16 protein-coding genes and 1 tRNA gene are annotated in these 15,339 nt (G+C 62.3%); 13 read left to right on the forward strand and 4 right to left on the reverse strand.

Annotated elements, in window-relative coordinates:
* Positions 1–3 precede the first annotated feature (3 nt).
* From H9L06_RS10480 to H9L06_RS10525, 10 genes are all read left to right on the forward strand, one after another.
* Positions 4–663 carry an NUDIX domain-containing protein gene (locus H9L06_RS10480; RefSeq protein ID WP_187555111.1) on the forward strand — a complete coding sequence of 220 codons (660 nt, stop codon included), beginning with the start codon at positions 4–6 and terminating at the stop codon, positions 661–663.
* A gap of 2 nt (positions 664–665) precedes the next feature.
* Positions 666–1,637, forward strand: a complete 972-nt coding sequence (locus H9L06_RS10485) for a site-specific tyrosine recombinase XerD (RefSeq protein WP_187555112.1) — start codon at positions 666–668, stop codon at positions 1,635–1,637.
* Positions 1,638–1,802: 165 nt separating this feature from the next.
* Complete coding sequence (locus H9L06_RS10490; RefSeq protein ID WP_187555113.1) at positions 1,803–2,657, forward strand: ParA family protein; 855 nt, start codon at positions 1,803–1,805, stop codon at positions 2,655–2,657.
* 10 nt (positions 2,658–2,667) lie between these two features.
* Positions 2,668–3,489, forward strand: a complete 822-nt coding sequence (locus H9L06_RS10495) for a segregation and condensation protein A (RefSeq protein WP_246454383.1) — start codon at positions 2,668–2,670, stop codon at positions 3,487–3,489.
* Complete coding sequence (gene scpB, locus H9L06_RS10500; protein WP_187555115.1) at positions 3,482–4,099, forward strand: SMC-Scp complex subunit ScpB; 618 nt, start codon at positions 3,482–3,484, stop codon at positions 4,097–4,099. Before H9L06_RS10495 ends, scpB begins: the two co-directional genes overlap by 8 nt.
* Positions 4,100–4,160: 61 nt before the next feature.
* On the forward strand, positions 4,161–5,102 hold the full coding sequence (locus H9L06_RS10505) for a pseudouridine synthase (protein WP_187556485.1): 942 nt from the start codon (positions 4,161–4,163) through the stop codon (positions 5,100–5,102).
* Positions 5,103–5,200: 98 nt separating this feature from the next.
* Positions 5,201–6,313, forward strand: coding sequence for a prephenate dehydrogenase (locus tag H9L06_RS10510; protein ID WP_187555116.1), 1,113 nt, complete (start codon positions 5,201–5,203; stop codon positions 6,311–6,313).
* Entirely contained in the window at positions 6,298–7,020 is a 723-nt protein-coding gene (cmk, locus tag H9L06_RS10515; protein WP_187555117.1) for a (d)CMP kinase, read from the forward strand. The genes H9L06_RS10510 and cmk overlap by 16 nt, the downstream gene beginning before the upstream one ends.
* Before the next feature lie 109 nt (positions 7,021–7,129).
* Positions 7,130–8,545 carry a ribosome biogenesis GTPase Der gene (gene der, locus H9L06_RS10520; protein WP_425490013.1) on the forward strand — a complete coding sequence of 472 codons (1,416 nt, stop codon included), beginning with the start codon at positions 7,130–7,132 and terminating at the stop codon, positions 8,543–8,545.
* 8 nt (positions 8,546–8,553) lie between these two features.
* Positions 8,554–9,456, forward strand: coding sequence for a DUF817 domain-containing protein (locus H9L06_RS10525; protein WP_187555119.1), 903 nt, complete (start codon positions 8,554–8,556; stop codon positions 9,454–9,456).
* On the opposite strand, the gene H9L06_RS10530 is transcribed toward H9L06_RS10525, so the two are convergent.
* Positions 9,416–9,802 (reverse strand): DUF4190 domain-containing protein, encoded by a 387-nt coding sequence (locus H9L06_RS10530; RefSeq protein ID WP_187555120.1) that lies wholly within the window; start codon positions 9,800–9,802, stop codon positions 9,416–9,418. The two genes, H9L06_RS10525 and H9L06_RS10530, sit on opposite strands and share 41 nt — an antisense overlap.
* Before the next feature lie 143 nt (positions 9,803–9,945).
* Between H9L06_RS10530 and rraA the strand changes: the two genes are divergently transcribed.
* Both rraA and H9L06_RS10540 read left to right on the forward strand, forming a co-directional pair.
* Positions 9,946–10,416: a ribonuclease E activity regulator RraA gene (rraA, locus tag H9L06_RS10535; protein WP_187555121.1), complete on the forward strand. Its 471-nt coding sequence runs from the start codon at positions 9,946–9,948 to the stop codon at positions 10,414–10,416.
* Positions 10,417–10,423: 7 nt separating this feature from the next.
* Positions 10,424–11,143: a lysoplasmalogenase family protein gene (locus H9L06_RS10540; RefSeq protein ID WP_246454384.1), complete on the forward strand. Its 720-nt coding sequence runs from the start codon at positions 10,424–10,426 to the stop codon at positions 11,141–11,143.
* On the opposite strand, the gene H9L06_RS10545 is transcribed toward H9L06_RS10540, so the two are convergent.
* From H9L06_RS10545 to H9L06_RS10555, 3 genes are all read right to left on the reverse strand, one after another.
* Positions 11,090–11,986 (reverse strand): NUDIX hydrolase, encoded by an 897-nt coding sequence (locus H9L06_RS10545; protein WP_187555122.1) that lies wholly within the window; start codon positions 11,984–11,986, stop codon positions 11,090–11,092. The two genes, H9L06_RS10540 and H9L06_RS10545, sit on opposite strands and share 54 nt — an antisense overlap.
* 77 nt (positions 11,987–12,063) lie before the next feature.
* Complete coding sequence (locus H9L06_RS10550) at positions 12,064–12,624, reverse strand: DUF6512 family protein (protein WP_187555123.1); 561 nt, start codon at positions 12,622–12,624, stop codon at positions 12,064–12,066.
* A 55-nt stretch (positions 12,625–12,679) separates the two neighbouring features.
* Positions 12,680–14,542: a glycerophosphoryl diester phosphodiesterase membrane domain-containing protein gene (locus H9L06_RS10555; protein WP_187555124.1), complete on the reverse strand. Its 1,863-nt coding sequence runs from the start codon at positions 14,540–14,542 to the stop codon at positions 12,680–12,682.
* A 222-nt stretch (positions 14,543–14,764) separates the two neighbouring features.
* Here H9L06_RS10555 and H9L06_RS10560 point away from each other — a divergent pair.
* A tRNA-Pro gene (locus tag H9L06_RS10560) sits at positions 14,765–14,841 on the forward strand.
* Positions 14,842–15,339 lie beyond the last annotated feature (498 nt).

A 15,339-nucleotide genomic window follows, 5' to 3' on the forward strand; every position in this document is an offset into this window, starting at 1 on the left:
AGTGTGAGCGGCCCGAACCCCGAGAACTCAGATCTCGCTGACGCCCCCGCACTCGACGTGCGCGTCAGCCAATCTGAGCAGCTCGTGGCCGGGTACGTCTGGGACATCAGGCGAGAGCGCTTCACCTTCGGTGACGGTGAACTCGTTCGTGACTACATGGATCATCCGGGAGCCGTGGCGGTCGTTGCGTTAGACGACGAAGACCGCATCCTCATGTTCAGGCAATACCGGCACGCGATTGCCCACCGAGACTGGGAGATCCCTGCCGGCCTGATGGACATTCCGGGCGAGGGTGGCCTGCTCACCGCGCAGCGCGAACTCGCCGAAGAGGCCGATCTGCAGGCAGACCATTGGGCGCTACTGCTTGACCTGTTTTCGAGCCCCGGCGGCTCGAGCGAGGTCATTCGCGTGTTTCTCGCACGCGGGTTCTCGGAGGTCGAGCACGATTTCGTGCGCGACGGTGAGGAACAGGAACTGGTACCCGAGTGGGTGCCGCTCGACGAAGCGGTTGCCGCAGTTCTCGATGGCCGTATCGCGAACGCGATCACGGTGAGCAGTGTGCTCGCGGCCTCAGCCTCGAGAGCTTCGGGTTGGGCGACGCTACGCGATCCACACGCCCCGTGGGTCGCGAGAGACACCGTGCGCGGAGAACGATCGAAGTAGCCATGGCCCTGGCACCCGAAACCGCGATCTCGAGGTACCTCAGGCACCTGAGTATTGAGCGCGGGCTTTCAGACAACAGCTTGGCCGCATATCGCCGCGATTTCGCGAGGTATGCCGAGTGGCTGGGCGCTCAGGGCATCAGCGATCTCGTCGAGGTGCAACCAGAGACGCTTTCAGCCTACGTGGCCCACCTCGCGAGTGTTGGGGAGGACAGTGCATACTCGCCCGCGACGATCACGCGGATGCTGTCGACCGTGCGCGGGCTTCACCGATTTATGTTCGATGAGGGGGCGCTCGCGGAGAACGCGGGCCGCGGGGTGCGAACCCCGAAGAAGGCGGAACGGCTGCCGAAAGCACTCTCGATTGAAGACGTTGAACTGTTGCTCGGAGCTGTCTCTGGGGAGGACCCCGTAGCGCTTCGCGATCGTGCACTGCTTGAACTGCTCTACGCAACTGGGTCTCGCGTGAGCGAGGTGACCGCCATCGACATCGATGATCTCTACGCGGGGTCTGACGCCGCGGGCAGCGACGTGTGGGGAGACCCCGAGGTGTCGTTGCAGAATGGTGGCTTGCTGCGCGTTACTGGCAAAGGTTCGAAGACGCGAATCGTTCCGTACGGCAGATACGCGGGTGCTGCGCTCGCGGCCTACCTCGTGCGCGTGCGGCCAGGTTTTGTGGCGCGTGGCAAGGGAACGCCTGCGCTGTTTGTCGGCCCACGGGGCGCGCGAGTGTCACGGCAGAGTGTCTGGCTCGTGATTCGCGCCGCCGCAGAAAAAGCGGGGCTCACGCAAGAGATCTCGCCCCACACACTGCGGCACTCATTCGCGACGCACCTGCTCGCGGGAGGGGCCGATGTGCGCGCGGTGCAGGAGTTGCTCGGGCACGCCTCTGTCACGACGACGCAGATTTATACTCAGGTCACCGCAGAGACGCTGCGCGAACACTATCTCAGTGCGCATCCGCGGGCGAAATAGATCGCGGGCGGGCGCCTTGGGCGGGTTTCGATGTGCCGCGAGGCTGCCGTGAGCTGGGCTCGAGGTAGACCCGAGGTGGCCTGACCTGGAGTTTCAGGGGGTAAGTGAGCCTAGCGCGCGATAGGATGGGGCGAAAACTTGCGAAGACTTGCGAAGGGAGTCGGAGTGGCGAAGCAGCAGGGCGATCTAGGTCCGACAGGACGCCCCGAACGCGTGATTCCCGCACCCGCAAAGCTCGAGCGACACGGCCCGGCGCGCATTATTGCGATGTGCAACCAAAAGGGCGGGGTTGGAAAGACGACCTCTGCTATCAACCTCGCGGCAGCGCTCGCCCGCTATGGCAGGCGTGTGCTCGCGGTTGATTTCGATCCACAGGGAGCGCTCTCTGCCGGTCTCGGCGTGCAAGCGCACGACGTGCCGACGATTTACGATCTCATGCTCGGCAAGGTCAAAGACCCGAAAGAGGCGATTCAGCACACTGACACCGAGGGTCTCGACGTCATACCGGCTAACATCGACCTCTCTGCTGCCGAAGTGCACCTGGTGAGCGAGGTTGCCCGCGAACAGATTCTTGGCGGAGTGCTGCGCAAGGTCGTCGACGACTACGACGTTATTCTTGTCGACTGCCAGCCCTCGCTCGGCCTGCTGACGGTGAACGCACTGACCGCGAGCCACGGTGTGCTCATTCCGCTGGCGTGCGAGTACTTCGCGCTCCGTGGCGTAGCTCTCCTCGTCGAGACGGTCGAGAAGGTGAAGGATCGCCTGAACCCCTCACTCGAGCTCGATGGCATTCTCGCGACGATGTTCGATCCACGCACCCTCCACGCACGTGAGGTGCTTGAGCGCGTCGTCGACACCTTTGGCGACAAGGTCTTCGACACGGTCATTGGTCGCACAGTCAAGCTGCCAGACGCACAGATTGCTGCGCAACCAATTCTCACGTACGCGCCGTCGAACGCGGCGGCCGAGGCCTATTTGAAGCTCGCCCGCGAGCTCGTGCAACGCGGCGTGGTTGCCTGAGCGGGTTCACGTGACAGCGCTCGAAACGGACGCGGAGGCGCAGGGAGAGCCAGGGTTTCGGGTCTCCCTTGAGGTCTTCGACGGGCCGTTCGACCTGCTGCTCAATCTCATCGGCAAGCACGAACTCGACATCACGGAGGTCTCGCTGAGCCTCGTGACCGACGAGTTCATCTCGTACCTCTCAACCATCGAGGGGCAGGGGCTCATCGAACTCGATCAGGCCTCTGAGTTTCTCGTCGTGGCGGCGACGCTGCTCGACATGAAGATCGCGAGTTTGCTACCTCAGGGCGAGGTCGTCGACGCCGAAGACATTGCGCTGCTTGAGGCTCGAGACCTGCTCTTCGCAAGGTTGCTGCAGTACCGGGCATTCAAGCAGGTGAGTAGTTGGTTTCACGAGCGGCTCGTCGCGGAGCAGCTGCGACATCCGCGCCAGGTGCCGCTCGAGGCGAAGTATCGTGACCGCGGCCCCGAACTCAACTGGACGCTCACGCCCGAGGACTTCGCCGCAATAGCGACACTCGCATTCACGCCGCGCGCGGTCCCGACCATTGGCCTCGACCATCTGCACGCGCCGCTCGTGTCGATTCGCGAGCAAGCCGCCATCATCGTCTCGCTGCTCAAGCAGGGTGGATCCAAGAGCTTTCGAGAACTCATCTCTGGTGTGAGCGAGAAGGGTGTCGTGGTGGCGCGATTCCTCGCGATACTCGAACTTTACCGGCGCGATGCCCTGTTGTTCACGCAAGACGAGCCCCTCGGCGAACTCAACATGGAGTGGTCGGGTGAGCACTGGAACGACGAAGAGCTTTCGACACTAGGAAGTGATTATGACTGAAGTGGCACTTGAGGAGTCTGAACTCGAACGCGTGAGGGCGCAGCATTCGCTTACGCAGCAGTTGGAGGCGCTGCTCATCGTTGCCGACGAACCGCTGTCAGCGGTCACGCTCGCGACCGCGTGCGATCGGCCCGTGCGCGAGGTGCGCGCAGCGCTCGACAGCCTCGTCGCAGAGTTCAACGGCACCGCGGAGCGCGAGTCCGATGACAGGCCACCACGGGGATTCGAGCTGCGCGAGATCGGAGGCGGCTACCGTTTCTACGTGCGTGAAAGCCTCGATCCACTCGTTGCCGACTTCGTGCAACAGCAGAGCCCCACGAAGCTCTCGCAGGCAGCACTCGAGACACTCGCTGTGATCGCCTACCGCCAACCTATTTCACGCGGGGCGATCGCGTCGATCCGCGCGGTGAACGTCGATTCGGTCGTGCGTACCCTGCTTGGCCGTGGGCTCATCGAGGAATCGGGGCACGACCCAGAAACCGGCGCCGTGCTTTACGGCACGAGCGAGACGCTGCTCGGATACCTCGGCATCGGAGACATTCAAGAATTGCCGTCAGTCGTGCCACTGCTCGACGACGGATCGGAAGGGTTTGACCATGAATCGATCTAAGCGCCCAGACGACGATATGGGCGGTTCGTTCACCGTCGACGGCGAGGCCGTAGAGATTGATATGGCCGAGTGGGGGTGGGATCGGCCCACCGGTAAGTCCTCGGCAGGGGGAGCAGCTTCGGGCACGGAAGACTCCGCAGAGGACACCAGAGTGCGCCTGCAGAAAGCGCTTGCGAACGCCGGGGTGGCTTCGCGACGGGCGTGTGAGGCGCTCATCACTGGCGGCAGAGTCACGGTAAACGGCCAGGTGCAACGCGAGCTTGGTTCGCGCATCGACCCCGAAACCGACGAGGTGCGCGTCGACGGCGTCGTTGTGCAGCTCGACGTGTCGAAGCGCTACTTCGTGCTCAACAAGCCGCGAGGTGTCGTCTCGACCATGAGTGACGAGCAGGGGCGACCAGACCTCAGAGAGTTCACCGATCAAATCGAAGACCGCCTCTACAACGTTGGAAGGCTCGACACCGACACGAGCGGTCTGCTCGTGCTCACGAACGACGGCGAGCTCGCGCACAAGCTCGCGCACCCGAGCTTCGGGGTGCAGAAGACGTACGTCGCGAAGGTACGAGGGCGGGTAACGGCCGCCGTGATCCAGCAATTGCTCGATGGGGTCGAACTCACCGACGGGCACATCAAGGCAGACGCCGCGAAACTCTTGCCCGGTGGATCGTCGCGCTCCCACTCACTCGTCGAGATCACGCTGCACTCGGGCAAAAACCGCATTGTGCGTAGGCTCCTCGCGCATGTTGGGCACCCGGTTGAAGAGCTCGTGCGGAGGCAATTTGGGCCGCTACACCTCGGCACGCTGAAGGTCGGCGAGATGCGCGAGCTATCCACGGGCGAGCGCGGGGCTCTGCTCTCAGCGGCCGAGGGAAACGCGAAGGGCACGGGTGGTGCGCGCGGCAATCGCGGCCAAATCACCGCCGGTCGCCCGGGAGACGGCAAGGGAGCCCGCGGCATGCGCGGTGTCGCGAAGCGCGGAAACCCGAAGCGTGGCAAGGCGTGACGCATGGAAACCGCTAAAATCAATGGAGCCCCACTCGGGGATTCATTTATAGCGCACTGAATCTTGATGCAGGCGCCCAGAACGGAGACATCGCAGCGATGAACGAACCCGCATCTCGCGTGCACAGTACCGTTCGTTCGCGCGTGCACGGCACCGTGCACATCGTGGGTGCTGGGCTTCTCGGTTCGAGCATCGGGCTCGGCCTGCGCGAACGCGATGTCGACGTGACGCTCGAAGATTTGTCGCCGACTTCGCTCGCGCTCGCCGCAGACTATGGGGCTGGGCGGGTGCGGGCTGCTGAGGATCCACACCCTGCGATTGTCGTTGTGGCCACGCCGCCCGACGTGACCGCAGACACGGTTGAGCGAATGCTCGCAACCTACCCGAGCGCTGTGGTGACTGACGTTGCGAGCGTGAAGCTCGCCCCCTACCTCGAGCTCGTGCGCCGAGGCGTCGACCTCACGAACTACGTCGGTTCGCACCCTATGGCGGGCCGTGAGCGCGGCGGCGCAATCATGGCGCGAGCCGATCTCTTCACGGCGAGGCCGTGGGTGATTTGCCGCGACGGCGAGACTCCGGCAGAGGCGCTCGCGCTCGTAGAGGCCGTGGCTCTCGACCTTGGTGCCGTGCTGCTCGAGATGACGCCCGAAGAACACGATCGTTCGGTCGGGCTCGTGTCGCACCTTCCGCAGGTGGTGTCGAGCCTGCTCGCTGCGCAATTGATTCCTGCGACCGAGCAGGCGATTGGCCTCGCTGGAGGCGGTCTCAGAGACACTACGAGAATCGCGTCGAGCGACCCCGAACTTTGGGTGCAGATTCTTGGCGCGAACCGCGAGCCGGTTATCGCGCTGCTCGAATCGTTTGCAACCGACATCGAGCGCTTTACCGAGGCGCTTCGCGCGGTCGACGAGCCGGGTTCGAAGCGCAAGCTCGCAGACCTGCTTTCGAGCGGGATGCGCGGTGTCGGGCGGATCCCGGGTAAGCACGGCACATCTGAGCGCTTCGTGACCGTGACCGTACTCATCGACGATAAGCCTGGCGAACTTGGCCGCCTGCTCACCGAACTCGGAGAACTCGGCATTAACATGGAAGACTTGCGCCTAGAACACTCGCCGGGTGCGCAGATTGGATTCGCTGAGATTGCGATCCTGCCTGAGGTCGCCGACCGGGCGGTAACTGACCTTGCGGCACGCGGATGGAGGACACTGTGACGGAGACTACTGTCCTTGTCGCAATCGACGGACCCGCGGGGAGCGGCAAGTCGAGTGTCTCTCGCGCGGCGGCGGATCGGCTGGGCTTCGGCATCCTCGATACGGGCGCCGCATACCGTTCGCTCGCGTGGGCGGCGGGTGAGACGGGTGCTGACCTCGATGACGAGGCCTCGATGCTCGCGGTGATGGATCGCTGGAGCTATCAGACCACCCTGCTTGGTGACCAGCGCATCGGGGTGCTGCTGAACGACGGCGCCGAATACAAGACCTACGACATCACGGCCGCGATCCGCACCCCGGAAGTGAGTGGGCAGGTGAGTCGCGTATCGAAGCACGCAAGTGTGCGCGTGCGTCTGAACGAGATGTTTCGCCAGATCGTCGCCGAATCGGGGCTGCCCGGTGTGGTGATCGAGGGGCGCGACATCACGACCGTCGTGGCACCCGATGCGCCAGTGCGCATCTTGATGACTGCGTCGCCTGAGGTTCGGGCGACGCGCAGGGCGGGCGAGCTGCCCGGGATGTCGCACGAGCAGGTGCTCGCCGACATCAACGCTCGAGACATGAAGGATGCGAAGGTCGTCGACTTCCTCAACCCCGCACCCGGCGTTACGCTCATCGATACGAGCGACATGAATTTTGAACAATCGATCCAAGCAGTGATCGACACCGTTGATGCCGCGCGCACCACGCGCTCATCGACCGAATAAGGGAACGCAGATGAGCGAGAATCAAGATTTTGACCTGTCGCAGGTTGATCCATCAGAGATCATTTCGGGTGAAGACATCGAGGTGACCGACGAGGAGCGCCTGCGCGCGATGCGTTCAAACCTCGACGCCTTTTCGCTTGAGGATGAGGATCGCGAGATTCTCACCGCGGACGGCGAGTTTCTCGGGTTTGCTGAGCCGAGTCTCGAAGCCCACCCAGTAGTGGCGATCGTCGGGCGGCCGAATGTCGGCAAATCGGCGCTCGTGAACCGTATTCTCGGTCGTCGCGAGGCTGTCGTCGAAGACGTGCCGGGTGTTACGCGAGACCGCGTGAGCTACCCAGCTGAGTGGCAAGACAAGCGCTTCACACTCGTTGACACAGGAGGGTGGGAGCCCGATGCTCGCGGAATCGACGCTTCGGTCGCGCTGCAGGCAGAGGTCGCCATCGAACTCTGTGACGTTGTGATGTTCGTCGTCGATTCGCGCGTGGGCGCCACGGCAACCGACGAGCGTGTCGTGCAGTTGCTGCGCCGAACGAAGAAGCCGGTCTTTCTTGTGGCGAACAAGGTCGACGACGCAGCGCAGGAGCACGAGGTTGCGTCGCTCTGGTCGCTCGGTCTCGGCGAACCGCGCCCGGTTTCGGCGCTCCACGGTCGAGGCGTCGCCGACCTGCTTGATGACGTCGTGAAGGTGTTGCCTGAGGAGTCGGCAGTCGCACAGCCAAAGCTCGCAGGCCCCCGCCGCGTTGCCCTGCTCGGTAGGCCGAACGTCGGCAAGTCGAGCCTGCTGAACAAGGCCGCTGGTGAAGAACGCGTTGTCGTGAACGAACTCGCTGGCACAACGCGTGACCCCGTCGACGAACAGGTCGAGATCGCTGGCCGCGTGTGGACCTTCGTGGACACCGCCGGTATTCGCCGCCGCGTGCACCTGCAGAAGGGTGCAGACTTCTACGCGACGCTGCGCACCTCGGCAGCGCTCGAAAAGGCCGAGGTCGCGGTCGTGCTTATCGACGTCACGCAAGAGATCAGCGACCAAGACTTGCGCATTATCGACCTCGTGCTTGAGTCAGGGCGTGCGCTCGTGCTCGCCTTCAACAAGTGGGATCTGCTTGACGACGAGCGCCGTAAGTACCTCGAGCGCGAAATCGACCAAGATCTCGCACACGTCGACTGGGCGCCGCGCGTCAATATCTCGGCCCGCACCGGGCGTCACCTCGAGAAGCTCGTGCCGGCACTTGAGGTTGCGCTTGAGTCGTGGGACACCCGAATTCCCACGGCGAAGTTCAACGCGTTTCTCGCAGAGCTCGTGCAAGAGCATCCGCACCCCGTGCGTGGTGGCAAGCAGCCCCGCGTGCTCTTCGGCACCCAGGTGCAGAACAGGCCACCAACCTTCGTGCTGTTCACCTCTGGGTTCCTCGATCCCGGGTATCGCCGGTACATTCAGCGTCGACTTCGCGAGAACTACGGATTCGAGGGCACGCCGGTCGTCATCAACATGCGCATCCGCGAGCGCAGGCCGCGCCCGTAGCCGCACCTATGGCAGGTGAACACCGCGAGCTCACGCGGCTTGAGCGCGCGATTGACCGTGCCGCGAACCGTGTACTCGAGGGCAAACCCGAGAGTGGCCCGCGCGCCGTGCTCGTCGAGTGCGCGGTCTTCCTGCTCAAGCAGGCCTGGGCGTGCGTGTTTGGGGCGCTGCTCCTCGTCATTATTGTGGCGGCGAGGCTCTGGTACCCCGAAGACGCGTTGCTTGCCCGCAATGATGCGCTGACGATTGCGGCTGTCGCGATCCAGATCGGAATGCTCGCATTTCGGCTCGAAAGCGGCCGTGAGCTCTGGGTGATTGTGCTCTTTCACATCACGGGTACCGTGATGGAGCTGTTTAAGACCGATGTCGGGTCGTGGTCGTATGACGTCGACGGTGTGTTGCGCATCGGGGGAGTGCCGCTGTTTAGCGGGTTTATGTACGCGGCAATCGGCTCGTACATGGTGCGCGTGTACCGGCTGCACGACCTCAAGTTTTCGAGGTACCCGGCTCGGTGGGTAACGACAATTGTCGCCGCGCTCATCTACGCGAATTTCTACACGCACCATTATGTTTTTGACGCGCGGTGGATCCTGCTTGTCGCGGTTGTCGTTATCTGGCTGCCAACACAGATGCACTTCCGCGTGTGGCGGAAGACCCTCCGCGCACCGCTACTTGCGGTGTTCGCGGGAGTCGCCCTGTTCATTTGGTTTGCCGAGAATATTGGCACCTGGGCGGGCGCGTGGATCTACCCGCACCAGGAGGCAAGCTGGGAGCTTGTTTCGCCACAAAAACTCGTGGCGTGGTTCTTGCTCATGATCATTTCGGTGGTCATGGTGACCTGGGTATACCCACCCGAGGAGCCGACTCGGACTAAACCCATGCTCCTGAGAAGGCGCCGCCAAGCACGCTGAGCATGAAGATCCCAACGACAACGATCCCGATGAGTACGGAGAGCGCGAGCATCGCGGCGTTCAACCAGACTCCCCAGAGCGCGAGAGTGCGCTCAGCGGTGCGGCGGCGGAGCGAGATGATGCCGAAGATCAGTCCGACGATTGGGGCGACGAATGTCCACCCCGCGACGATTGAGGCGATACCGAGCACGAAGCTCGTAACCGCGAAGGCGTTGCCCTGGTCGCTCGCCGATGACTGGGCTGGCTGAGCGGGCTGCACTGGCTGAACGGGCTGCGTGGGCTGGGCGCCCTGCGCCGATCCATCTGCCGCAAATTGGGCCGGTGATTCAAGTGTGTGAGTTGACATGGTGTCGCTCCTGTTCTGTGGTGTATCACCAACGTACGGCTGGTCGACCCCCTGGCGCGTCCTGCCTCGGTATTATCGCTGTAGTACCTCGGTACATATTCGTGAGTCGCATTTTCACAATTTCAACGACGAAAGGACGTGCGATGGACACCGTCAGCACTGCTGATCTGTACGACGAACGCGGAGACGAACTGCAGTCGATTTCGACGCAGTTTCAAGACATCGGGGGCGAAACCGGGTTCACCGGCACTGTGCGAACTGTGAAGTGCTTTCAAGACAACGCTCTGCTCAAGAGCATTCTGTCGACGCCCGGTGACGGCTCGGTGCTCGTCATCGACGGCGGCGGATCGCTGGAGACCGCGCTCGTCGGCGACATTATCGCAGGACTCGGGGTCGACAACGGTTGGGCAGGCCTCATTGTTAACGGAGCGATCCGTGACCGCGTGGCGATCGGTGTGCTGCCGCTCGGAGTGAAGGCGCTCGGTTCGAACCCCGCGAAGTCGACGAAAACCGGCGAGGGAGAGAGCGACGTCGAAGTGTCGTTCGGTGGCGTCACTTTCAGGCCAGGGGCGACCGTGTGGGCCGACGCTGACGGAATTCTCGTCGAGCGATAGCAGTGCAGTGAGGTGGTTGCGGCGCTACGTCGCCTTTCTTCCTTTCGTCGCGATGTCGTTTGTGCACGTGACACTCTTGTTTATCGAGAGCCCTATTGCGGGCCCAACAAAGCTGTGGCTCATGCCGCTGCTCGCGCTCGGCGTGCTCTCCACCTCCACCGGAATACATCCGTGGCCATGGCCCGCGATGAGTCTCGTGATCGGGGCGATCGGGTTCTCGTGGCTCGGCGATGGATCCGCGACCTTCTTTCCAATGTTCGACGACGAACTGCCGATGATGCTCGCGTGTTTCGGGCTCGCCCACGTGGTGTACGTGCTCATTATGTGGCGAGTTCGCGGGGTTTCACGAGGCGGGTTTCCGCTCTGGTCTGTCATCTATGCGGTGGCGTATGCGGTGCTCATGGTGTTGCTTGTTCCGCACACCGGCTCGCTCACCATTCCGGTGATGCTCTACGGGCTGTTGCTCGTCGCGACCGCCGCATTCGCGTCGCGGTGCGGAAAGACCATTGCCTGGGGAGGCGCATGGTTTTTTGTCTCTGACGCGATCCTCGCGTTTCGGCTTTTCAGGCCCGAGATCATGCCCGACTGGACGAACCCGGCCGTGATGCTCACCTACTGCCTCGGGCAGGGGCTGCTCGTGTACGGAATCTTCGTCGCGCTGCGCAAACGGTCGCTAGTGACCGGCCTGGTCGAGGAGCTTCAAGAGCCTCGTCGATCCACGCGCTGACTCGGCGCCTGCCGCCTCACAGCGCACGCGAAGTTCGGCGTCGCTCGTCACAACGGTGATCAAGCCGCCCTGCTCGGCGCGCGACTGAACCTCGGCGACAATCGTGTCGTCGCCCGAGCTTTCGGAGTCGACCACACCCACGTGCGAGGTGCTTTCGATGCCGCGGGCCGTGCTTTCGGTGATGAACACCCACTCGGGGTAGACGAGTGCAAGGTCGAAGATCTGGGGGATATCCATGAAACCGGGGCGGATCCCCTCGCCACTCACCGCGAGTTCGTGGATGCGGTCGCGCAGCTTTTCAGTGGCGCCCTTGCGGTCCTTCCACCATCCGTCAGGAACCGCGCCGACCACGTTCGCGGAGTCGACGATAACTGTCGGCCTGCGCCGCACGATCGGCAGCAGCAACTGCCAGGTGCCAGCGAAGGCCGGGTGAAGATTGCGGTTTGCGACCTCGTCAACCCGCACCCATTCGAGCGCATGGCTCTCGGGGTCAGTGATCTCGGGCTCGAACGGGGTGACCACCTCGGCGACGACGGTCGTATAGCTCCACACACCGCGGTCGAGCACGTGTGTATAGCTCGGAACCACCGCGTTGTCGGGCACGCCAGCCTCTTCTTGCGACTCGCGAATTGCGCCCGAGATCTTTGGTTCGTGTTCGTGGATCGCGCCGCCCGGAATACCCCACGTGTCTCCGTGATCGCTCCAGCTCACGCGATGCTGCATAAGGATAGCGTCGAGATTGCGATCATAGGCGAGCAGCCCTGCGGCCCCAAACTTGCCCCAGTACCTATTTCCGTCTGCAGCGGTTACCCACGCATCACCGGAAGCTCTGAGGTCACTCATTGCTCCAGACTATCGTGAGGGTGCCGATCCACCGCCTGTGAGTGTGACAAAGCGCAATATCTGGTTTGTCGCGCAGCCTACGGTGCCTCATAGTCGGGGTGCGCGTCGATTCCGTACTTCTTATTGAGTGGATCGATGAAAACGTCTGGTTCCTCTGGCGGTCGGAGCGTAAAACGAAGGAACGCGAGCAGGATCCCCACGAGGAAACAACCCGCGAGGGTGATCGTCGCCCACGACGGGTCGAGCTGCTCGAGTACGAGCACGAATAGTGTCTGAGCGATGGCGATGATCATGAAAAACGAAGCAATATCTAGCCAGAGCACATTTCTCTTGGTGACCAACTTGTACAGAAATACGAGGCCGAGCATGCTGATCGGCAAAGAATAGAGCGCGATCGTTGCGGAAGGAATGAACGACGGGATCCTGTAACCACCTGCCGCGAACAAAACTATTTGCAGCAGCACGACGGGCCAAATCGCGATCTTGATGTGCTCCCAGTAACTCTCGTTCACCGCACTGAACACCGCGGCAAATCGATTGTGCCGTGACCAGTCGAATGTGAAGTGCAACACACTACCGATGACGCCGAGTGGAATGATCATCCACCAGCTTGTCGCGACAATGGTTTCGAGCGTCATATGCACAAGGTAACACCAACCTCACCGTCGCATTGGAGTTCGGTCGATCCACCGCCTACAAGATTGTGACGAAGCGCAATATCGCGTCGGTGAGGAGTGAGGCAAGGCCCGGATCCGCACCCATCTGCTCGCGCGCTTCGACCGCGACATCGGGATGATCGGTGATGATGCCGTCGACGTCGTCGCGCAAGAGTTGGCGGATCTTGTTCGTGTCGTTGACCGTCCAAACGAACATTCCGAGGCCCGCGCGGTGAGCCTCTGCGGTGAGATCGCCGGAGTAGGACCACTCTTCGACAACGATGAAATCAGCGGCGGTCTGGGGAAGCGCGGTGCCCGCGAAAGCCATGGTGTATCCGACCGTGAGGCCCGGACGCATGCGCTTGAGCCCCTCGACACTCGGTGCGTCGAGCGAGTGGTAAATGTGGTCTTCTAATGCGTCTGCTGACTCCATCTCTGCGACGAAGAGGTCGAGGAAGTCATCAGTTTCGCTGCCGTGCAACTTGATCTCGACGAGGAGCTGCTGCTCAATCTGCTTTGCGTGCGCGAGGTAGTCGGCGAGGCTCGGAATCGTGTCGCGATTGCCGTGCTGATCTTGCACCTCGATCGCGGTCGCTTCGTCGAGCGTGAGTTCTGCGATCGAAACGTCGAGATTTGCTAGGCGACCAAGGGTGGCATCGTGGAATGCGACGAAGCCGCCGTCGGCTGTTTGCATCACGTCCATCTCGACGAGGTCTGACTTTGCCGCCCTTGCCCCGTCGAGGCCCGAAATCGTGTTCTCTACGCCGAGGTCGGAGAACCCCCGGTGGGCGAGAACGAGCGTGTCAGGGTGCTGTGCGAGCTGCAACATGACTGGCGTCGCGAGGGTGCCAGAGCCTGCTGCGATTGCGAGGAGTACCGCGCTCGCCGTAAGCGTGGCGCGCTTGCTTGGGGCGTTGTTGTGTTCGGTAGACGCGATGGAGGTCTCGAGTGTGAGAGCGACTTTCGGGGTTTTGGCGATCGAACGCTCGAGGCATTCGAAGAGGATCGCGGCGAAGACAACCACGGCGGCTCCCGAGATGACCGTGCCAGCTGTGATCGCGACGGCGATGCCGAGCGTCGCCGCTACGGGCGAGGCCTGCGCGAATACCGCGTCGGTGATTGCAGTTGGGGCGACGCACACGATGAGGAGGAGTGCGCCCGCTAACGTTGTAGCGATCACGAGTGCGAGGACTGCCAACACGAGTGGGATTTGGGATCTTCGAGTCAGGCGCCAACTCAGCCTGCTCGCCTTCGCTCCGGATACCCGCGCGGTGAGAAAGACGGGGATCGTGAGTGCGAACCGAAGTACGAGCACGAACATGACGAGGAGGAAAAGCGCGTAGCCAACGGTGCCTGAGGTGCTCTTCTTGAGCTCGCCGGTGATGAACTCTGGAACGGCAATGGTGCTGGTCAATGCTGACGCGAATCCGAATCCAGCGAGCGGTAGCAGAATGAGGAGGTAGGGGAGCAGGCCTATCGAGCCGGGGCGAATGAACTTTCGGGCCGTGCTGCCGACCTCGGTGAGTACCGCGCGCAGGTGTAGTCCGTCTCCCGTGCGTGTGCGCCGTACCGCGACGAAAAGCAGCAGGAGTTGTGCGAGGACGAGCACGTAACTCAGTAGGAGCACGGTCGCGAAGAGTCCAAGTGATGCCGGGGAGTCGAAGACGCCACCAATGTGCGCCATGTCGATGCCTACCAGCCCGGCCGCCTTGAGTGCCTCTGAAACGAGCCAGCCGAGGAGTGGAATCGCGGCGAGTGTGATCACGGCCTGGGATGCGACGTAGAGCAAAAGTAAAGGGGTTCCGCCGCGGCGGAGCACGCTGAGGCCCGACTTCAGGTAGTGGCCGACGTCTGTGACGATGCCAGTGATCGCCGTCGATTGTTTGCTGGCAGAGTTCACTGTCAACCTTTCGCAACTGGCCACTCTCGACAGCGAGAGCGGAGACGAAACGAGTGCGCGGCTTCCCCGTCCGACGCAATGGCTTCAGCATATCGACGAACTCGCGCGTTGGGGCCCTTCTTGCCGTGCTTCCCTTGCCATGATGCATTTGTTCGCACGGTTCGCGGGTAGCCCGATCGTTCGGCTAAGATAGGGGAGTTGCCTACGCGTAAGCGAGGGTAACGGGCTGTGGCGCAGTTTGGTAGCGCACTACACTGGGGGTGTAGGGGTCGCAGGTTCAAATCCTGTCAGCCCGACCATGAAGTAGTCAGAAACCCCGGAAAATCAACGATTTTCCGGGGTTTTTTGTTGCCCGGAATTAGCTGAATTGAACCTCTGTGCCCGCTAGTGTGCCCGCAGGCCTCGCCACGAAAGGCCGAACACGCCCGGGATTCCGCGCTCCTTCCTCTGATTCTGTCGGACGCTGTTTCCTTACAAGTCACGTTCTGTAACGCTGAATGCCACCCCTGCGCCGTTCGAGTCCTCACTGTCTCAAAAGCCCTGGGTTCCCAGGCTCAATTGCCGTTTGATGACGTAGCGCTCAGATCCGTGTTCCAGCAGGAAGGGCGGCCTGGTTGCTTCGAAGGATAGAGCTCAGAGTTCTGCGGGCTTGTCCTGCCGCGCTGACTCCTTCGGGGTCGCGCACGGCGACAAGGAGAGCCTAGGTGCACCAGATGTACCGGAAGTCGGTGCTGGTCTGGACCCGAGCGCCCAACCCAATCCGTCGAGCCTGGGCAACAATGGAGGCATCAGAAGTG

This window comes from Leucobacter denitrificans, assembly GCF_014396385.1.
GTDB classification, from domain to species: Bacteria; Actinomycetota; Actinomycetes; order Actinomycetales; family Microbacteriaceae; genus Leucobacter; species Leucobacter denitrificans.